The sequence below is a fragment of the Asticcacaulis sp. SL142 genome (genome assembly GCF_026625745.1).
Taxonomy (GTDB): Bacteria; Pseudomonadota; Alphaproteobacteria; order Caulobacterales; family Caulobacteraceae; genus Asticcacaulis.
On sequence record NZ_CP113061.1, the window covers coordinates 2,349,045 to 2,369,997 of the forward strand.

Here is a 20,953-nt window from a genome sequence, read left to right on the forward strand (position 1 = left end):
AATTTAGTCAGGGTTACCGTGTCCACAGATCCCGCAGATGTCAAATCTGCCAAGCGCGTGACGCTGAAAGACGTGGCCAAGGCCGCCGAAGTATCCCTCGCCAGCGCGTCTTATGCCATCAATGGCACAGGTTCCGTAGGCGATCAGGTGCGCGCACACGTTCTCAAGATCGCCGAGGCGATGTGCTATCGTCAGAACCTGTCGGCGCGAGCCATGCGCACGGGACGCACGGGGGCATTGGGTCTGATCCTGCCGGATTTTGCCAACCCCTTCTTCACCTCCCTGGCGCAATCGGTGATTCGCAGCGCCCGCGCTCAGGGTTACTGTGTCTTCGTGACCGATACCGAAGGTGACCCAAACCAGGAACGCAAAGCTATGCATTTAATGGTCGAGCGCGGCGTTGACGGGATTGTGTGGTTCCCCATACATGACCTCGAAAATGGCACCGCCCTGATCAACGATACGCCCACCGTGGTCATCGACCGTACCGTCGGCGGCATAGAGCAAGTTCATGCCGATTACCATGCTGGTGGCCGTCTGGCGGCGGAGCATCTGGTAGCGCTGGGGCACAAACGCATTGGTGTGGTCTCAGGCCCCATGAGCGTTCTCAGCATGCGTGAGCGTTGTGCCGGGGCGATTGCCTTTATCGAGCAGCATGCCGGATTGGTGTTTAACCTGACCAACGCCTTCTCTTACGATCTGGAGGCCGACGTCCGCATGGCTATTGAACGCCGTGACGCGACGGCCATTTTTGCCGGTGCTGATCTGATCGCGTTAGGTGTCATTCAACACGCGTCGCGCACTGGTCTAAGAGTGCCCGATGATCTGTCAGTCGTAGGTTTCGACGACATTCCCTGGGCGCAAATATCAGCACCGCCCCTGACCACCATTGAAATGCCAGTCGAAGAGATGGCCGCCGAAGCCATTGATGCCCTGCTCCGCCGCGTTGAGTCGCGCGCACAGCCGCGCCGCAAGGTGGTGTTTGAAACCGCCCTTATTGAGCGTAAATCCACTTCCCGCCCCTTGTGATCTTTTTGCCTTGGCAGCTGACCGCCGGACTCACGCCTGCTCTGGCGGCGATTGCGTTTACCATGCCCAGTCGCTTCGGCAGATCGCCGTGGCATCCGGGGCACACATGCCCATTAAATGAAACGTTTCAATAGCACATAGCAAACTTGCGCGCTTTGCGTCGAACGACGCAATGAAACTGTCATTTTAGCCGTATATAGGCCGGAGACGTATCAACCCACGCTCATCAGACATCGCCGAAGACCGAGGCCTTAGACAAGCCTTCACACAGATGGCGATAGAATACTTAAACGTTTCACTGAATTTTTCTATTTTCAGCCTTAAGGGGACCAAAATGAAAACCTACGTTCTGCTGCTCACAACGGCCCTGACCGGCCTGTTCGCCGCCAGTGTTTCTGCGCAAACCACGCCGGAGGCGGCACCTGGCGCCTCAGGCACTGAAGAAGTCATTGTTGTCGGGCGCCGTTTTGGGTCGGGCCTGACGCGCGCGACCTTTACCCTCGGCAAGGACGACATTAATGAACGGCCATTAGGGGCTGACATTATGCAAAGCCTTAACAAGGTGCCGGGCCTGAGCGTGGCGACCGGCGACTCCCGCGGCGGCACCTTCTCCTTTGAAATGTACATGCGCGGCCTGACCGATGAACAGATTGGCCTGACGCTTGATGGCGTGCCGACGGGCGACTCCCGTTTTAATGGCGGCTCGCCGCCCGCACGCTTTATCGAATCCTCGAATGTGGGCCAAATCGTCGTATCGCAAAGCGCCGGGGATATTGGTGCCCCGTCGCGGTTTGCGCTGGGGGGCTTTGTCAATTTCGTCACCGACCAGCCGAGAAAGGATTTTGGCGTCACTCTCGAAGGCGGGCTTGGGTCATTTGATTTTGGCCGCGCCTTTGCCCGCGTTGATACCGGTGAAATCGCCGACGGCCTCACCGCCTATCTCAGCGCCTCCACCCAAAGCAACGATATCTGGACCGGGCCTGACAGCCGCTCATCCGAACGCGACCACTACGAAGCCAAGGTCGTCAAAAGCTTCGGCAACGGCTCACGCCTGACCGGTCGTCTGTCGTATAATGAGCAGGCCGACAATGATTTCAATATCATCACCCTGGCGCAGTTTCGCGCCAACCCTGACTGGGACTTCGCCACCGATACCGTCTCCGGCATTCCGGCTGTGGATGTTAACTACGGCGGTGCATTGGGCGGCACCCGAGAAGATTTCTTAAGCTACGTCATCGCCGATCTGGTGCTCGGTGCCAATGTTACATTGAAAATCACCCCCTATTATCAAACCCTGCGCGGTGAGTCCTTTCGCTATCAGGATCGCTCGCGAATCCTGACCGGTGGCAACCCCTATGCGGTGATGGGCTATAATGCCAATGGCGGCGCTATCCGCCCGGCCTTGACGACGGTGCGCAATTCCAATGCGGTGGGCGGTCCCGCTGACATGCGCGTAACACCGCGTGATCGTGACCGCGTCGGCCTGACCGACGAACTGATCATCAGCGACCTGTGGGCCGACACGGGCCTTACCCATACCCTGCGCTTTGGGTCATGGTATGAAAAAAGCGAAAGCAGCGAACAGCGCAATTTCTACCAGGTCATCAATTCTGCGACCTCAGCGGCCTATGACCGTTCTAAGCTGAATTATGTTGAATATGCCCGTGAAGCGACACTCAAGAGCACCATGCTATACGCTCAGGATGAGATCAAAGCGCTTGATGACCGCCTGACGGTTGATCTGGGCCTGACCTGGTATGACCTCAGCTACGAGGCCCGTTCACCGCTTGAATATTCAGCGGTTGTGTCGTTCTCGCAGCAGTCCGATGTCAACCCAAAGATCGGCGCTAACTATAAGCTTGGCAGCGGCTGGGAAGTGTTTGGGGGTTACGCCAAAAACTTCGCCGGCATCCCAGAAGACGCCTTCTTAGGCTCAACCGCCATTATCTCGCCGGGTCAGCTTGAGCCGGTGACCACTGAAAATCTGGATATGGGCCTGCGTTACGTTACGGATCAGGCGGCTTTTTCGGCTCAGGCGTACCGCGTTGATCTGAAGCAGAATGTCGGCATTGTGCCCATATCGACAGTCGGCGTTGATCCGGACGAAATCGTGCGCGGCAATGTGGCCACCAAGGCCGCCAATACACAGGGACAGGTCACCGAAGGCTTTGATGTCACCGGCTTCTACGATTTCGGGCAAGTTGACCTTTACGGCGCCTACTAATGGATAGATGCGCGCCATGATGATCCGGCGGCCGGCAGCGCGGAACGGCTGAAACTGGCCTCTCTGGCCATTATTGGCGGTGAACGGGTGCGCGATATTGCCGAACACTCGGCCTTCGTGCAGCTCGGCTGGTCACCGGTCTCTAATGCCCGCATCGTGCTTAATGGGCGCTATGTCGGGGAACGTGTCGGGGCGCACATTGTGCTGCAAAACACGTTTCAGGAGGTCGGCGTCGATATGATCCCTGATTACACGGTTTTTGGCCTGACCGGCCACTATGACCTCAACAACATCCGCCTCCAGCTCAATGTCGATAACCTGACCGATGAGGACTATATCGCGTCGGTGTCTGGAGCGACGGCGACACAACCCGAATTCGGGGCGACCCTGGCTAATCCCACCGGGCGGTCGCTGACCCGCTATTTCCTGGGGGCGCCGCGTACCACGACCGTATCTTTGCGCGTCCGCTTCTGATTTGACGCCATGTACCCAAAGACATTAAGACACGTTTTTAGATCCAGCCGATCAGAAACGTGTCTTATTTGTCTGGTACAGTTCATGGCTTAACCTGATTTTCCAGGCCAAGAGGTTAAGGAGATAATTCGTGCGCACAGCCATAAAGGTGTTGAGCTTAGTTTTGGCCATGGCTTTGGCGGCCTGTACTACAGGGCCGAAACCCGCCCCCTTAACCTCGTCTGCTTCTGCGCCTTTTGAAGTGGTTGTATTTGGCGATACACCCTACACATCAGCCGACGAAGCTATGCTGGCGCGCGCCCTGCCCGCAACCAAAGCTGCCAATCCATCATTTGTCCTGCATGTTGGTGATATTCAATCCGGGGGAGACATCTGTGGCCGACACGACAGCCGGTTCCAGTCACTTCTGAACGCACTCGCCCCCCTGCCGGTTATCTACACACCCGGCGACAATGAATGGACCGACTGTGATCGGAAAGTCGATCCCACAACCGGCAAACCCTTTTCGGAATTGAAAAGATTAGATACCCTTCGCCGCCTGTTTTTTAGCCGTGACGTGGTGGTTCCGGCAACGATGACCTACACTCGGTCGCGCAAATTGCCGGAAAACGCTCGCCTGGACTTCGCCAATGTTATCGTCGTCACTGTGAACGTCAGTGGTACGAACAACGGGCGGGACGCCGTCATGGGCGACGACCTGAATCAGGCGGCGCGGGCGGCCGATTACCGTGACAAGGCCAATGTAAAGTGGCTGAACGCGGCCTTTGATCGGGCAAAACAGCAAAAAGCAAAAGCGGTGATTGTCGTGATGCAAGCCGACATGACCGTTGCGAGCTCAGACCGTCCTTGCCGTGATGCGGTTACAAAGCGCGTGGCTAATGACTGCGATGGCTTTTTCTCAGTTCGGCAGGCCCTGACGGCTAACGCGCAACGGTTCGGAAAGCCGGTTTTGCTGGTGCATGGCGACACAGATCCCTTTACTCTGACTCAAGGCGATTTTGGCGTGGCTAATCTATGGAGGCTGAATGCCGCCGGAGACGCCGGCGTTAACGCCACCACGCAACAGCCTTATGGCGTTGTCGATGTGACCCGACTGAACATAGACCTGTCTAACCCTGTACCCTTTCGGGCCTCTGGCCTGTTGACCGGATCCCAGCCGGTCTCACAATAGGCCGCTAGACTCCAAACCGTCGGCGTCTCACGGGTTTGGCGGGCATTTGAGCGAATTGCAGCGCGCCGCACCACCGCAGGGCAAGGTCACCACATAGTCAGTGCCGTAGGCATTGCCGGGGCGGAAGAAATCGGTGGAGACCACCTGCGCGCCACTGTCGAAGGCGGCATATGCGCGGGTCATGTCATTGGTCTTGGCCTCATAGGTTTCGATGTCCGAGCGGGTGCGCACCAGATAGCCTTCGCTGACATAGCGCTTTATCTCCTCAGAGCGCACAAGGGCATTGTCGTACATCAAAAAGGCGGCGTGATCCTCGCCCGGCTCGGCGCGCAGAAAGGCGACCCGGCCTTTAAGCGACGGATGACCGTCCAGATAGAGGCGTGTGCTGGCCGGGCCATTGGCGGTGATCATCAGGAAAATGAACTTGCCGCGGGCTTTGGACAGTTTGGGCCAGTTGCCGGCCCTGATGGCGGCATTGAGGGTCGGATAGTGGCCGCGCACATCGTCCGGGGTGAGCAGGCGGTCACGGCCCAGCACGCTGATGATTTCCTGATCCAGTTCATCAAAGCGCGCCTTATCGAAAGGGACCGCCGGGGTCGGGTCGGGAAGGATCGGAATGCCCTGAGACTTGGCTTCCAGCAGGATAAAAACGGGTACGTGCCTTGGGTTGGCATCCGACCATTCGCGCAAGTCAGTCAGACACAATTTAAGCGTCGGGCAATGGCTGCGAAAGTCGATATCCGGCACATGCAGCACCTTGAAACCGGGCTTATCCAGGTCGGTCGTGTTATGCGCCGGCAGGTCGGTAACGCCCTGCGCCCGAAGCAATCGATAACCGGCCGGATCGAGATAATGGCCGCCCTCAGGGTCAGGATTGACATCGATTTCAAGACTGCGCAAACCGGCCTCAAGCTGGGTTTTGAGATCAGGATGATCATAGTTAAGCCCTTCGGACAGCTTCATACCGCTGGGGTGCTCCTCCTTGAAACGTGCCATGTCGGCATCTGACATATTGGCTGAAAACTGCGCCATCAGCTTGTCAAGGATCGGATCAACCACGGCCAGCAGGCGCTTATCGACCGGGCGGGCATAGGAATTATGCGTGCCCAGCACCTGAATCTCATTGAGTTTCAGATCGCGCGGGGCGGTGTCGAAATCCTCGGCGGCGGCACCCTGCCCCAAGGTCACGGCGGCAACCGCCGCTATCAGCAGATATTTCATGTGAAGAACTCTCAAAAAAGGCGGCCACCCGCCCGGATTTAGCGGATCAGAACGGATGGCCTCTGATTTCGAAACGGCGTTCAGGGGGGAGCCTGAATACCTATTTCGAAACGGTCAGGCGCACGCCGAAGAAGCGGGGGGCGGCCGGAATGACGGTGGAAATGCCGAAAGACTTTCCGGTATTACCGACATCGCGGTACCATTGAGTGTCGAACAGGTTCTCGGCATAGGCTTCTAAGCGCAGAGTGCCATCCTGACGCTCAACGCCTAAGCGCAGATCGGTCAGGCCAAACGCTTCCTGACGCTCATTGGTAAGATTGTCGTTGTTGAAGAAATATTCCGACTTCCACGAATAGTTGACATTGCCATAACCCTGCCAGTTGGCACTGATCGGACGACGATAGTCGGCGCTGATTGAGGCGGTGTGCTCAGGCGCCAGACGGAAGCTGTTGCCGGAATAGTCAACCAAAGTGCCGCCTACGACCTCAAAGAACTCGTCATACTGAGTGTGCAGATAGGTATAGCTGCCGTTCAGGGTCAGTTCAGGCGTGATCTTGGTGCGGCCCAGCAGTTCAAGCCCATAGGCTGACGCCTTACCGGCATTGATCGTGCCCTTGGTCAGATCCTGTGAGCGGGTCTGGAAGTCATTATAGTCATAGCTAAAGGCGATGGCTTCGACATAGGTGCGCGGGGCGATGTTGCCCTTGAACCCGACCTCGATATTGATGACCTCTTCGGATTTAACTTCGCTGTAGGCGGGTTGAGCGACACCACCAACCGGGGCGGCAAAGCTGATCTGCGGGTAACCGGCCTTAATGCCTTTGGAAACACCGGCATAGATATTCATGGTGTCATTGAGCTTATAGGTCACGGCCAGACGCGGGGTGGTCAGGCCGTAGGTTTCCGAATGGCTAAAGGTCTGACCGAGCGAATTGGACAAACCGTTTCTCAAGGCGATCGGGGCAATGCCATCGATGGTCGAGACAGTGGAGCGCTGCCGGACGGTCGCGTCGTCACGGGTGTAGCGCAGGCCCGCATCGACCACCAGTCGGTCGGTGACGGCATAGGTGATGTTACCATAGGCCGAGACCGAATCGCGGCTAAGGGCACTATAAAGATCGGTCTGGTTGCCTGTGGTCACCGGCATGCCCATAAAGGTCGTTACCGGCGTAAGGACGCGCGGAAAGCCCGCCAGCAGATATTGCTCATTGATGATAAAGCTCAGCTCGTTCTTGGTGCGGTCCTTATAAAAAGACACACCCATCACCGACTTGAAGCGGCCCTGATTGTCATAGCGCAGGCGGAATTCCTGACTGGTCAGCCACTGATTGTCGGGATTATTGACCGGCAGGATAAACGGATAGCTGGTGCCGTCACCGTCCCACGATTCCTGAAACGTCACTTCGCGGTAGCCGGTGATTGAGTTCAGCGTCCAGCTATCGCTCAGTTTCCAGTCGCCCAGTAGGGTCACACCGGTCTGGCGGCGCTGCTGCGGCACGGGCAACGCGTTACGGTCAAAGGTTGTAAACGGGTTCGTATCGGTGCCGGGTGAGGCCACCGACAGGGCCTTGGTGATGGTGGCGTTATCATTATCGGCCTGATGATCAACGATCAGGTCAAAGGCCATCTCGTCGGACGGCTCATAGCGCAGCGATACGCGCGCCGCCCACAGATCGTCGCTGCCGGCAGGTTTGCTGGCGGACAGAATATCCTGAAAACCCTCACGCTCACGGCGGCGGGCCGCGACACGTAACGCCAGCTTATTCTCCACCAGCGGGACGTTAATCATGCCGCCGACGCTATAGAGATCATAATTGCCAAGCTGGCCTTCCAGGTTCCAGTCATAAAGCCCGGTATTGGCTTTTTTGGTATAGACCGCCACCGCGCCGATTTCGGAGCCCCGGCCATAAAGCGTGCCCTGCGGGCCCTTGGCGACTTCGACACGTTCAACGTCAAACAGTTCCTTCAGCAGGCCGCGCGAGCGTGAGGTGTCAACATCATTTAGGAAGAACGAAATCGACGGCTCAGCAATGGCTCCGGCATTGCCGGCCTCGATGCCGCGCATGACAAAACTAGCTGACGAGTCGGTCGATTGCTGCACAAAAAAGCCCGGCGTGCGGGTCGAAAGACGTTCGAAATCCGTGAAATTTTCGCGGTCGATATCCGATGCGGTAAAGGCCGTGATGGCCAGAGGCACGTCCTTAACGGCCTGAGACCGCTTCTGGGCCGTGACGACAACGGTTTCCAGCTCAACAGGCGCGGCACTTTGGTCGGCGTTCTGGGCAGACACTTGTGCGAATGGCAAGGCGCTGACGCCGGTGATAAACGCCGCACTCAGGACGCGGCGGAAAGTCCCTGAAGACGTTTTGGAAAAAGACATGGCAAACCCCTCTGGCCGATTATGATGGCGGGGAAATAGCATCAACACATGACGGTTGCGTGACGATTGTTCGATTTTAATCGCCTTAAAAAGCCACTTAAACGACCATTGCGTTACATTTGTACGAATTCACACCTTGGGCGTCACCATCCGTCGCGTTAGCACCCACAGCATAAACACCAACGGTATGAACTGGCCGATCACAGCCGCCAGGCGCACGGCCTCGGCCTGAGCCTCACTGGTTACCGGCAGGCGCGGATCGAAACCCACCGCCCCCAGCGCCCGGAACAGAATAAAGGTGACCGACGCCGCCGCCAGGTTCAGCACCAGATGAAACGCGCTATAAAATGCCCCCGCCGGTTTTCGCCCATCGGCGTCGCGTTCCTGATCCAGTAATTCCCCCAGAAGGGCCCGCAACAAGGTAAATACCGCCCCACTCATCAGGCCGCGCGCCACGCTATAGAGGGCAAATGGCCAGACCTCGCCTTTCGGCAGGATCAGCAGGATCAGACAGAACACAATCTGAAGCCCCAGAACCAGCCTGAGCGTCGGGCGGGTATCCCAGCGATGGTGAAGCTGGATCCACACCCCAATCCCTATCAGCCCGCAGACGGTCTGAACCAGCAATAGACTAACCCCCCACTCCGGCAACCCCATGCCATAGCGCACCAGAAACAGATAAAGCCCGGCATCCACTGCGTAATAGGCCCCGGCCCCGCCGAACAGGGCCGCCAGCGGCCAGTAGGCCCGCTTTGAAAAGGCCAGACCATAACCCCGCCACACCGTCCGTACGTCAAGCCGCCCCTGACCGCTCGTATCCGGCGTCTGCCACAGCATCCAGACCACAGCCACCGGCAGCACGATGAGAATCAAAGCACCGATCAGGGCCATATGGGCGGCGACATTGTTGTGGCCCATGCGCTCCAGCACGGCCGGGCCAAGCACAAATATAGGCATGGCCAGCAGACCGGCTGCAGACCTCAGGCCAAAGATCTTCATACGCGCCTGCGGGGTCTGGCCAATCTCCAGCGCCCAGGCTCCATGCGGCACATTGATCATCGTCCAGCCAGCCGTCAGAACGAACAGGCCCGCCGCCATCTGCCACAGGCTCAGGTCAGGCGGCGCAAAATAGACAAAGCCCGTGCCGGACAGCACCAACGGCAGACCCGCCACGATCCAGACCTTACGACGTCCATAGCTAAAGCGCGTCGCGTCCGAAACCGCGCCCATCAGCGGGTCATTGAGCGTATCCCACAGCCGTATAGCAAACATCAGGGCCGCAATCGTCGCCAAGGACAGGCCGATATGCGTGCTCAGATAGGTGGGCAAAAAAATGCTGACCGAACCTTCGAAGCCCACAAAGGCAAAGGTCGGGGCTGACAGGGCCATAACCTGCGCCCAACTCAGCGGTTCGGTTCGTGAAGGCGTCATGTGGTACATTCCCCGTCAGGTCGCCGGACGTGATAACATATGGCTATGAAAGTTTTTGGCGGATGATGCCGCTTAAAGTCTCAAGCCTTTCGGTGGCATCGCGCGACGCCTCAGTATGGCCTTTGGAACCAGACAGAACAATCTGGCCAATGGCCGCCACCGACAGAGCCTGCGCGGCCAGCGGATCAAAGCGCGGGTCGGGAAATTCGGCCTTAAGTATTTTGTGCAGATTGATCCCGCGGCGACGGCGCATGTCGGCGGCACAGGCCAAAAGCTGCGGCCTGCGGGTCGCCGACAGGGCGACAGCAAAGGTGGCGCGGGCAATTTCAATACTGGAATAGGGCCGATGGCTGACCTCACGCACAAAGGTCTGCCGTCCGCCATCGGCCGTCAGGTCGCTGACCTGCGTTTGGAGCCGGCGGATGATGTCCTCTAACCCGGCCTTGACCAGATCCTCCTGCGTGCGGAAATGATAAGCGAGCGTTGAGGCCGCCACCCCTGCCCGCCCAGCCACCGCCCGATGGGTGACGGCCTCAATCCCCGCACTGACGATGAGTTCGGAGATATGACCGACAATGGCGGCCTGCTTGTGATTAAGGGCCGCCGCTTCATGGTCAACGCCGAAGGCATCCGGCAATTGTCCCAGTTCGTCGTAAAACACCCGAAACAGATCAGCATCACCCGCCGCTGGGCCTGCACTGACAAAACCCGTAAACAGACGCCGCACCGTCAGACGCCGCAGCCAGCGATAGGCGGGCAACGCCTCCAGCGCCAGAGCGTGCACGGTTTCATCAATCGCATAGGCGTGCAGCACCTCGGCCATATCGATATCTGCTGCCGGACTGAGACGCCCCGTCAGGTCGCGCCAGAACCGAAGCCGATCGTCCAGCCACGGCAAAAGCATTATGTCCACGCCCGGTTGATGGGCGCTGGCCTGCACCAGTTCGCTGAAAAACAGGGCGCGGCGCTGATGACAGTTGACCATATCGCTCAGTATGGCTTCGACCAGATTGGCCATCTCGACTGATGACAGGCTATTCACCGCATCCAACCGCCGCCGCCAGCCATCGAAAAACGCCTGATCCTCAGTGCGGGCCGTACTGATCAGATGACGCAGCAGATCGTCCTTGACGCCGAAATGGTAGGTCAGGGCTGAAACGCTGGTGTTGGTGCGCTGTGCCAGCGGACGCAGGGTAAGCGCTCCTAACCCCTCCTCGGCCACCATATCGAGGGCCGGAGTCAGAATATCCGTGGGTAAGAGATCACGTCGCGCCATACTGTTACCTTTAAAAGTTATGCCCCCTTAGCGAAAAACGCCTTGATCAAGTAGATCTGAACTTTCTTCTAACTGTTAAGACACTGAATTCATAATATTTGGGGGACGTACAAATGCCGACAAGGCAGTTTCAAGTGACGGCGGCGAGACATTAAAAACCTCGCCATTACCCTCAGATGCCGGTTGAACGCCGCTTAGGTTGGCAAAGATTATGGCATTACCACAACAGGTAACAATCTTATGACGTAACGCCTGCAAACTGCCCACAATTTAAACAAGCCCCCCGAACTTCGACCGGGCAGCTATAACCTACGTGTTATGCAATTTCCACGGCTCTGGCTTATTAATATGTCAGGAGCAGCCACAGCCAGCAGCGAATAGTTCGCTAAAATATTTCGCCGCAACAGTTGCACAGGGCACCGGCACTGTAGCCATAGCCCTTGAAACCAGTCTGCCCATGTCTTCGCCATAGGCTACGTCCAGGCGGGATCAACTAAGCGGGTCGCCGCCGCCGTGGGTGAAGGGGCCGTCGTCGTCTCGCAAATCCACGCAGCCCTAAGCTTTGCGAGCGCTCCCAAGTCATTCAGGAAATCATTTACGGATGGCGGCGATGATGGGTGAATTTGACTGCAAACGCGGTAAGGCCCAGTGCGGCGCCAAGCCAGCAGACAGCGCCCCATCCCCCCTTACCCCAGGCAAGCATCGCCAGCGCTGAGCCGGTCGCCCCACCCAAAAACATGCCGGTCATGAACACAGTGTTGAGCCGATTGCGCGCATCGGCATCAAGGGCGTAGACGATATGCTGGTTAGAAATAAGCGCGCTCTGTATGCCAAAATCGAGCACTATGACCCCGATGACCAGTGAGATGATCGATGCCCAGACGCCAAAGATCAGCCAGGCCGCAATGGTCAGGCCGGCCCCCAGCCAGACCACGAAATGCGGCCCCCTTTTATCCGCCACCCGCCCTGCAAGTGGGGCAGCAAATATCCCGACCGCACCGATAATGCCAAACAGGCCCGCGATATCCGCGCCGAGACGAAATTTCGGACCTTCAAGATAAAGCGCCAGAATCGTCCAGAACGCTGTGAATGACGCAAACATTAAGGCCTGAATGATCGTGGCGGCCCTGAGCGATGGATGACGCCGCCAGAGGTGCCCAAGTGAGCGGATCGCCTCATGATACCGCAACGTCGAGGTCGGCGTGTGATGCGGCAGAACCGCAAACATGAGGCCGGCGGCAACCAGTGCTAACGGTACGCCGATCCAGAACATGTCCCGCCATCCGGCGTGTTCGCCGACAAACCCTGACAGGGTCCGGCTCAATAATATGCCCGAAAGCACACCAGCCATCACCGTGCCAATGGTAGCCCCACGCTTTTCAGGCACGGCCAGCGAAGCCGCAAAAGGGACGATCTGCTGGGCGACAGTGGCGCAGGCTCCGACGATGACAGAGACTGCGACCAGCATCCAGGCAGATGGGGCAAGGGCCGCCAAGGCTAATGCCGCCGCCAGAATGATGAACTGGACAATAATCATCTGCCGTCGATTGATCAGATCACCCAAAGGCAGCAACAGGAACAACCCCAGCGCATAGCCGATTTGAGTGGCGGTTGGTACCATGCCGGTAATCGGCTGATGCTGAAACTCGGCCTCGATTATGCCAAGCATGGGTTGATTATAATAAATGTTAGCGACCGCGATGCCGCAGGCAACGGCCATGGCCAGCAGCGTGACCTGCCCCACGTTGCCGTTACCATCAGCGGGGGCCCCTGCCGTCCGGCTTGGTTCTGCCATGTCCATTGCCTTGCTATGTCTATTGCGATCTGTCGCTCAATCTTAGCCCCGGCAAGGGGAAGCGCCTAGTCAATGGAAGTCTATCCATACCTATACATTAGTTTAGGTTCGCAAAACTACAGCCGACAATTGGATTTGACTGATCTTGTGGTAAACGCCGTCACGCCAGATGGGTCTTGAAGAAGGCCAGAGTGCGCGCAAACGACTGCTCGGCAATTTCGGCCTTATAGACCTCCGGACGGGTCTTATTGAAAAAGGCATGGTCAGCCTCATAGCTGAACAGTTCCGGTGGATTTCCGGCACCAACCATGGCAATCTGAATGTCGGAGACGACCTGCGGAGTGACCCAATCGTCCTGACTGCCGAAATGGCCCTGCAGAGGGATTTTGATATCCTTAGGGTCGGCAAATTCCTTCGGTGGCACACCGTAATAGCAGACCGCCGCCGCAAAGCCGTCTAGGCGGGCCGCCGCCGCAATGGTCAGCGCCCCGCCCATGCAAAAGCCCATAATGCCGACCTTGCCGCCTTTCGTTTTCAAATAGTCACGGGTAGCCACAATGTCCTGATGGACCGCGCCCGGAAAATCGAGCGTATTCATCATGTGGCTGGCCTCATCGGCATCGCCGGTGACGCGGCCATGATAAAGGTCGGGGGCGATGGCGTTAAAGCGGCCCTCACCCGCCATACGGTCAACGATCCACTTGATATGATCGTTCAGGCCCCACCATTCCTGAAGCACGATCACGCTGGCGCGTGACGGATCAAGGTCGGACACATAGGCCTGGAACTGGCCACCGTCCGGTCGTTTTAGATCAATAAGCTGTCCCATGTGCAAGCTCCGTAAAATTACTGTCGCCTAGAGGTACGATTGTCTTCTGTAACGGATCAAGATGTTTTTGTGCATGGCTGTTGTCGTTCCAACCGGCTTGTAAAAGATATTCACATTTTGACGGCACAGGTGGTTTAAATCCTGAATGCCACGCCTTAGATGAGCAATGCCTATTCATAAGGAGCTACCCCATGCAATATCGTCAACTTGGCCGATCGGGTCTGAAAGTCCCTGTCTTAAGCTTCGGTACCGGCACCTTCGGCGGCAAGGGCGATATGTTCGCCAAGTGGGGGGCGACCGATGTCTCCGAAGCCTCACGCCTGATTGATGTCTGCCTCGATCACGGCCTCAATTTCTTCGATACTGCCGATATCTACTCATCAGGCGCATCAGAGGAAATTCTGGGCGCGGCCCTCAAGGGTCGCCGCGATCAGGTGCTGATTTCGACTAAGGCGACCTTTACCACAGGCTCCGGCCCCAACGACAAAGGCTCATCGCGTTATCATATTGTGCGCGCCGCCGAGGCCAGTCTGAAACGGCTTGGCACCGATCATATCGATGTCTATTTCATGCACGGCTATGATGCCCTGACCCCGCCCGAAGAAATGCTGTCAGCACTCGATACCCTGATCACGTCGGGCAAGGTCGGCTATATCGGCGCGTCCAACTATTCCGGCTGGCACCTGATGAAGTCGCTGGCCACCGCCGACCGCTATGGCCTGAGCCGGTTCGTGGCCTATCAGGGCTATTACTCGCTGATCGGGCGCGACTATGAGTGGGAACTGATGCCGCTGGCGCAGGATCAGGGCGTCGGCACCATGGTGTGGTCGCCGCTCGGCTGGGGACGCCTTACCGGTAAGATCCGCCGCGGCGTTCAAGCCAGCGAAGGCCGCATTGCTCAGGGCGGTGATGCCGGCGGGCCAACAGTCGATGAGGACTATCTCTATGATGTCGTCGATATCCTGACCGAGATTGCCGCTGAGGTCGAGAAGACCGTGCCACAAGTGGCGCTTAACTGGCTGCTGCAACGCCCGACGGTGGCCAATATCGTCGTCGGCGCCCGCAACGAAGCGCAATTGACGCAGAACCTCGGCGCGCTTGGCTGGGATCTGACGCCGGATCAGGTGGCGCGCCTGGATGGGGCGTCTACGCGACCCAAGCCCTATCCGTACTGGCACCAGATGGACTTTGACGAACGCAATCCAAAGCCGGTCAAATGGTGATCTGCCGGCTGCCCTACCTGATGGCGCTCATGGCCAGCTCCGCACTGGCTCAAACCCCGACCGTAGTGGTTGAGGGTGACAGAGCCGCGCGCGATCCGTTGGATAGCTTGCGTCAGAAAACCGGCGATGTTCCCGGAGCGACCGAGTTCCTTACCGAAAATGACTGGGCTGACCGGCGGGCGATTACGCTCAAAGACATGGTCGATTTCACGCCGGGGATAGTGGCGCAACCGCGCAACGGGGCGGAATCGCTGCGGCTATCCGTGCGCGGATCAGGGCTTACCCGCACCTTTCAGGGGCGGGGGATTTTGCTGCTTCAGGACGGGGTGCCGGTCAATTCGGCCGACGGCGGATTTGAATTTAACACCATCGATCCGTGGCTGATTGCCAATATGCAGATCCTCAAAGGGGCCAATGCGCTGGAGCAGGGAGCCACGCAGCTTGGCGGCTCGATCAATATGATCACCCCAACGGGCCGTGACAGCGGTTACGGCCTGCGGTTAGAGGGCGGGCCGGACAGCCATCAGCATCATCTTGTGCGGTACGGTTTTGCGCATGGCGCGGTGGATGGATTTATCGCCGCCACCTATCTGGCGCAAGATGGCTACCGCCGCAATAATGGCCAGGAATCCACCCGCATCGCCGCCAATTTCGGCTGGCAGACCACCGATCAGTTCGAGCAGCGTCTGTTCCTGACACTCAGCCACGCCGAGGCGCAAATACCCGGCACCTTGTCCCTCGCTGAACTCGCCGCCGACCCGCGCCGCGCCAATCCGGCCAATGTGACGGGGCGTTTCCAGCGCGATGTCGATCTGGGGCGGGTAGCGTACCGTGGTACATACACTGACGGTCTGTCGGAATGGCAGGGCGTGATCTACGCCAGCTACCGCGCTCTGGATACGCCGGTGACCGTCGCGATCCAGAGCCAGTCGCGCGAAACCGGTGTGCGCCTTAAGTACGGCTACGGTCTCCGGCCCAATCGCTTTACGGCGGGATTGAATGTCTATTACGGGCTTGAAAAAGAAAAGCGTTTCGTCAATTCGGGCGGCATGCCTACCACCGCCATTGTCCGGCGCGACCTTGAGGCCCTGACGACTGAGGCCTATGCGCAATATGAGCACCTGATCGCCCACCATACCACCGCCATTGCCGGACTTCAGGCGGCCACAGTTCAACGTAATATTGCGCAGCATTTTCCCACCTCTGAATGGCGCGACCGTGATTTCAACGGCCTTAGCCCGCGGCTTGGGTTGCGCTATGATGGTGAAGCCGTGACGGTGTTTGGCAATCTCAGCCGTTCCTATGAGCCGCCCACTTTAAGCGAGTTGTCCGGCGGTAACGGGCCGGGCTTTAACAGCCTTGATGATCAGAGCGCCACCACGCTTGAGGTAGGTGCGCGTGGGAAGTTGAACGATATCCACTGGCAGACCGCCGTCTACAATAGCGAAATCGACGGAGAATTTATCATCCTGCGTCAGCCGGATGGCTCCTCCGAAGCCGTTAATGCCAACCGCACACGTCATGCCGGTCTTGAACTGGGCGCGGGCGGGCGATTGAGCGACACGGTGTCGTTTAACGCCGCCTATACCTATAGCCGCTTCCGGTTCCGCAATGATCCGGTTTACGGCGATAATGTCCTGCCGGGGGCACCGGAACATTATGTGCGCGCCGAACTGGGCTATGATATCGGGCCTGTGACGGTGACTCCCAATGTCGAATGGACACCGCAGGGCTATCCGGTCGATATGGCCAATACCTTAAAAACTGAGAGCTATACGGTGTGGGGCGTGCGCGCCAACTGGAAGCCTGTGGATGCGGACTGGTCAGTCTATGCCGACCTGCGCAACCTGACTGATGAGACCTATGTCACCACCACCAATGTCATCGCCAATGCCTTTGGCAATGATGGCCGCCATTTTTACCCCGGCGAAGGCCGCGCCCTTTATGTGGGTATCAGCTATAGATCGCGCTGAGTACAAAGGCCGAGGTCGACACCACAATCAGCGACAATATGAAGCCCATGCGGATATAGTCCGTGAACTGATACCCCCCCGGCCCCATGACCAACAGATTGTTCTGGTGACCAATCGGCGTCAGAAAATCCGACGATGTCCCAACAAGTACCGCCAGCAGCATAGCATCAGGTGACACGCCCAATATCCCTGCCAACTGGATCGCCAGCGGCCCCATGATCACGGCGGTCGCGACATTGTTGAGCAGGATCGACAGCAGCAAGGTAAGGGCGCACATGGCCGCCAGACACCCCACCAGCGGCAATCCGGTCAGGACGCCGCCAATGGTTTCAGCCACAATACTGGCCGCACCACTGGCTTGAAAACTGCCGCCGACCGGGATCATGGCTGCCAACAGAACAATAATGCTCCAGTCGATTGACTTATAGGTTTCCCGCGCCGGAATAAGCTTTGCGCCTGCGATGATAATGGCCGCGGCCAGAAAGCTGATTGCCGGCGGCACATCGGCAAAGACGATGGCCAAAATGGCGGTGACGAAAATACCCACGGTCCAGGCGGCGGTGCGCAGATTGACCGGCACCGGGTCATTGCGGTCGATTTCCAACAATCTTTCTCTCGCCCCAAACGCTGCAATCGCTTCCGACCGTCCGGTGATATAAAGTTGATCACCGGTTTGAATGGTCAGTTGTGATAAGGGTTTACGCATCACGGCTGCCTTTGGGCCTACGGCGGTCACGCGCAGATCGCCGTCGGATCGTTGCCGGACAGCATCATGCCATTCCCCGATCAGGGGGGAACCGTGCGCCACCACCATGCGCGCGGTGACATGATCGGGATCGGTGAGCGCCGGGGCGACCTTAAAGCTAATCTTCTCTTCGATCAGTGAGCGGCCTGAGCGCGACAAGAGCAGCAGTTTATCAAGGCGTTTCAGCTTATTATCCGATGGCCATTCCAGCACCTTTTCGCGCCGGATAAAGGCCAGCAAGCGTGAGGTCGTACCGCGCAATTCGGCGACAATGTCTTTGCGCGTGCGGGTAAGGTTTTCGGTCAGTTGCAATTCCAGCACCCGCCACGGCGTATCCGCAGCCCGCCCAGCCCCTTTACGCACCGGCAACAGCCGCCAGCCGACAAGGCCCAGATACACAACCCCAATCACGGTGACGATGATCCCGACCGGGGCCATAGTGAAAAAACCAAACCCCTGGCCCAGCCGGTCTTCACGCACCGACGACAGGATCATATTGGCGGGCGTGCCGATCAAAGTCGTCATCCCGCCCAGAATGGTTGCAAACGATAACGGCATCAGGGTTGACCCGACCGGCCGTTTATTCTGACGCGCGATTTCCGCCGCCAGCGGCATGGTGATGACCAGAGCCGCGATATTGTTCATAAAGGCCGACAACAGCGCACCCCCGCCCATCAGCAGGATCAGTTGCACGCTAAACGGGGCCTTGGGCGGAATGATAACCCGCGCCAGTTTTGACGCCACGCCGGTCATTTCAAGCGCTCGACCCACCACGAGCACAGACGCCACGGCAATGACCGCCGGATCAGCAAAGCCCCTCAAGGCGTCGTCTGGTGAAACCAAACCGGTCAGCAGACAGGCCATCAGCGCAATCAGGGCGACCAGATCATGACGCACTTTTTCCGACACAAACAGCGCCAGCGCCATAACCAAAATGGCCGAACTTAGGATCGGCGCAGATATGTAATCGGTCAGAGTCACTGTGATCAGGCCTGAACCGTCTCATGGGGATGGGTTCGCGCGATTTCCACGATCACGTCACCGGCCTGAAGCGCATGGGTCTCAACCTCCCAGTAACCGTAGATTTTACCGGCCCGACAGATGCGCACGCCCTTGCCGGTGGTTAGCGCTTCCAGAGATTTCCCCACTTCTTTGGCGGTAATTTCGCGCTCCCTCAAAACCACACGGCCATCAGCAGAGGCCAGATCGGTGATGTATTCGACCACATGCCGGCCTTCGGACGCGCGCGCCAGCAGATGCCCGCCCATGCTGACGGGATTGATGACATTATTGGCCCCAGCCTGACGCATCAGGTCTTCGTTTTCCGCCGCCCGCACCGCCACGCTGATCGAGACGTGCGGGTTCATCTGGCGCGCACTCAACACAATCAGAATGGCGGAATCGTCGCGATGGGTGGAAATTATCACCGCCCGCGCCGTCCTGATGCAGGCCGCATCTTGCACGGCATTCATGGTGGCGTCACCTTCGATGCCGGTCACGCCGCGCTCGATGGCCAGCGCAATACGCGCCGTATACTGATCGACGACCACGATATCCTGCGGCTTAACGCCCTGACGCAGCAGTTCAGTGACCGCCGCTTCGCCGGTCGCGCCATAACCATAGACGATGATGTGATTGTTCAGCCCCTGACGGATCATGCACGTTCGCAACTGCTCCCATGTACTTTTTAAGACCAGAGTATAGGCCGTGCCTAAGAAAATAATCCATATGAAAAGACGCACCGGCGTGACCACAAAGGTATCAAACATCCGTGCGCGATCCGTGACCGGCACGATATCGCCGTAGCCGACCGTGGTGACCGTAATCGCTGTGAAATAGACGACATCGGAGAATGAGACCTCACCGTCGATATTATCCCTTAGCCCCTCACGGTCAAACCAGTGTCCGGCTAAAGCAATCCCCACCAGCCCCAATACCAGCACCGCCCGCAGCCACAGGGAATGCCAGACATTTAAGCCGCCCTGACGTTTTAGAATTACCGGTGTGGGTTCAGGCTTAAGGCGCATATCCTATGCACCCACGAAATGTTCTGAGATCATTTCCCCCCCCTTAGCCACTACGATCATGTTTATGAAATGGCGCGATAAAATATCGATACGCAGCTTATGGCAAAACAAGTTCCGTGGAAATCCCGTGATCAGGGCAACAAAAAACCCCGCACAATGGCGGGGTTGTTTTGGTGGAGCTTAGCGGGGTCGAACCGCTGACCTCTTGCATGCCATGCAAGCGCTCTACCAACTGAGCTAAAGCCCCATTATCAAAATGGTCTCAGACCGCGTGTCGCGTCCGAGGCGGCGACTTCTAGTGCAGGCAAATTTGGAGCGCAAGCCCTTTTTCAAACTTTTCCAAATTTTTCGCAAGCCGTTATCTTGAATCTTTGCGCCCAAAGAAAAGGCCGCACCCTTTGCGGGATGCGGCCCAAACTTAAAGTAAGCGTGTTTAGATGTCTTCGTCTTTTTCCGGGCCGATGCCATCGATATCTTCATCGAAGGTATCGTCATCCTCATCTTCGAGGAACGGCACATCATCATCGTCAGCATCGTCAACCAGGTCGGCATCTTCGATGTCCATATCGACCGCATCAGGGGTAATGCGCGCCGGATCGGCAGGATCGAGGTCTTCGTCTTCGTCGATCAGCACCGGATCATCGGCAACCACTTCGTCGATTTCCGGGGTGATGATTTCGGGTTCTTCTTCATCATCCTCGTCATCGCCGACCTTGCCCTTGACCTGATCTTCGGCCTCTTCGTCTGTATCTTCATAGTCGGTCGGCGTGGCACGCGTGCGCACCCGGCGAACCTTGATCGCTTCTTCGGGATCGAATTCAAAGGCGCACTTGGGGCAGTGGGCCGGGCGTTTTTGCAGATCGTAGAATTTTGCCGTGCAATTCGGGCAAAGCTGTTTGGTACCTAAGGCGGGATCAGCCACGAGACGTCCTTCTTTAGAATATACGGAGAAAATCCTTTGAAGCGGTTCGTCAGGATTTTCAGCTTTGGTTTGCGGGCCCGGTCATCCGGGCACACAGAAATTTTTGAGTCTTGGCCCATGCCACTAGAGAGGCCATCTGTCAAAGGCTTAAATATGCCCCGCCCCTAAAATTTATCGTGTTTTTGCACTGCAAGCGTGCGGGTTAACGCAAAGCCGCCTGATGACGCGTCGCT

At 57.6% G+C, this 20,953-nt stretch carries 13 protein-coding genes, 1 tRNA gene and 1 pseudogene; 5 read left to right on the top strand and 10 right to left on the bottom strand.

Annotation, left to right across the window (positions count from 1 at the left end):
* The first annotated feature begins 18 nt into the window (after nt 1-18).
* From OVA03_RS10685 to OVA03_RS10700, 3 genes and pseudogenes are all read left to right on the top strand, one after another.
* The gene (locus OVA03_RS10685; protein WP_267524409.1) at nt 19-1,029 is read left to right on the top strand and encodes a LacI family DNA-binding transcriptional regulator; all 1,011 of its coding nucleotides are present in this window, start codon (nt 19-21) and stop codon (nt 1,027-1,029) included.
* A gap of 334 nt (nt 1,030-1,363) precedes the next feature.
* Nucleotides 1,364-3,727 (top strand): annotated as a pseudogene (locus tag OVA03_RS10690) (TonB-dependent receptor).
* Between the two features lie 130 nt (nt 3,728-3,857).
* A complete protein-coding gene (locus OVA03_RS10700) occupies nt 3,858-4,898 on the top strand; it encodes a metallophosphoesterase family protein (RefSeq protein ID WP_267524412.1) in 1,041 nt (346 codons plus the stop codon).
* Nucleotides 4,899-4,925: 27 nt separating this feature from the next.
* On the opposite strand, the gene OVA03_RS10705 is transcribed toward OVA03_RS10700, so the two are convergent.
* From OVA03_RS10705 to OVA03_RS10730, 6 genes are all read right to left on the bottom strand, one after another.
* A complete protein-coding gene (locus OVA03_RS10705) occupies nt 4,926-6,119 on the bottom strand; it encodes a phosphatidylinositol-specific phospholipase C1-like protein (protein ID WP_267524414.1) in 1,194 nt (397 codons plus the stop codon).
* Nucleotides 6,120-6,219: 100 nt separating this feature from the next.
* Nucleotides 6,220-8,499 (bottom strand): TonB-dependent receptor, encoded by a 2,280-nt coding sequence (locus OVA03_RS10710; RefSeq protein WP_267524415.1) that lies wholly within the window; start codon nt 8,497-8,499, stop codon nt 6,220-6,222.
* A gap of 129 nt (nt 8,500-8,628) precedes the next feature.
* Nucleotides 8,629-9,930: an MFS transporter gene (locus OVA03_RS10715; protein ID WP_267524418.1), complete on the bottom strand. Its 1,302-nt coding sequence runs from the start codon at nt 9,928-9,930 to the stop codon at nt 8,629-8,631.
* A 43-nt stretch (nt 9,931-9,973) separates the two neighbouring features.
* Nucleotides 9,974-11,206 carry a TetR/AcrR family transcriptional regulator gene (locus OVA03_RS10720; RefSeq protein ID WP_267524419.1) on the bottom strand — a complete coding sequence of 411 codons (1,233 nt, stop codon included), beginning with the start codon at nt 11,204-11,206 and terminating at the stop codon, nt 9,974-9,976.
* Between the two features lie 595 nt (nt 11,207-11,801).
* A complete protein-coding gene (locus OVA03_RS10725) occupies nt 11,802-13,001 on the bottom strand; it encodes an MFS transporter (protein WP_267524421.1) in 1,200 nt (399 codons plus the stop codon).
* A gap of 160 nt (nt 13,002-13,161) precedes the next feature.
* Complete coding sequence (locus tag OVA03_RS10730; RefSeq protein ID WP_267524422.1) at nt 13,162-13,830, bottom strand: dienelactone hydrolase family protein; 669 nt, start codon at nt 13,828-13,830, stop codon at nt 13,162-13,164.
* 191 nt (nt 13,831-14,021) lie between these two features.
* Here OVA03_RS10730 and OVA03_RS10735 point away from each other — a divergent pair, with 191 nt between their 5' ends.
* Both OVA03_RS10735 and OVA03_RS10740 read left to right on the top strand, forming a co-directional pair.
* Nucleotides 14,022-15,053, top strand: coding sequence for an aldo/keto reductase (locus tag OVA03_RS10735; protein ID WP_267524424.1), 1,032 nt, complete (start codon nt 14,022-14,024; stop codon nt 15,051-15,053).
* 29 nt (nt 15,054-15,082) lie between these two features.
* Nucleotides 15,083-17,026 carry a TonB-dependent receptor family protein gene (locus OVA03_RS10740; protein WP_267524426.1) on the top strand — a complete coding sequence of 648 codons (1,944 nt, stop codon included), beginning with the start codon at nt 15,083-15,085 and terminating at the stop codon, nt 17,024-17,026.
* Here OVA03_RS10740 and OVA03_RS10745 read toward each other — a convergent pair.
* The 4 genes from OVA03_RS10745 to OVA03_RS10760 form a co-directional block, all read right to left on the bottom strand.
* Nucleotides 17,007-18,752: an SLC13 family permease gene (locus tag OVA03_RS10745; RefSeq protein WP_267524428.1), complete on the bottom strand. Its 1,746-nt coding sequence runs from the start codon at nt 18,750-18,752 to the stop codon at nt 17,007-17,009. The genes OVA03_RS10740 and OVA03_RS10745 overlap by 20 nt on opposite strands.
* A 5-nt stretch (nt 18,753-18,757) precedes the next feature.
* Nucleotides 18,758-19,798 (bottom strand): potassium channel family protein, encoded by a 1,041-nt coding sequence (locus OVA03_RS10750; protein ID WP_267524429.1) that lies wholly within the window; start codon nt 19,796-19,798, stop codon nt 18,758-18,760.
* 171 nt (nt 19,799-19,969) lie between these two features.
* Nucleotides 19,970-20,045 (bottom strand) — tRNA-Ala (locus tag OVA03_RS10755).
* 186 nt (nt 20,046-20,231) lie between these two features.
* Nucleotides 20,232-20,720 carry a TIGR02300 family protein gene (locus OVA03_RS10760; RefSeq protein WP_267524431.1) on the bottom strand — a complete coding sequence of 163 codons (489 nt, stop codon included), beginning with the start codon at nt 20,718-20,720 and terminating at the stop codon, nt 20,232-20,234.
* Nucleotides 20,721-20,953 lie beyond the last annotated feature (233 nt).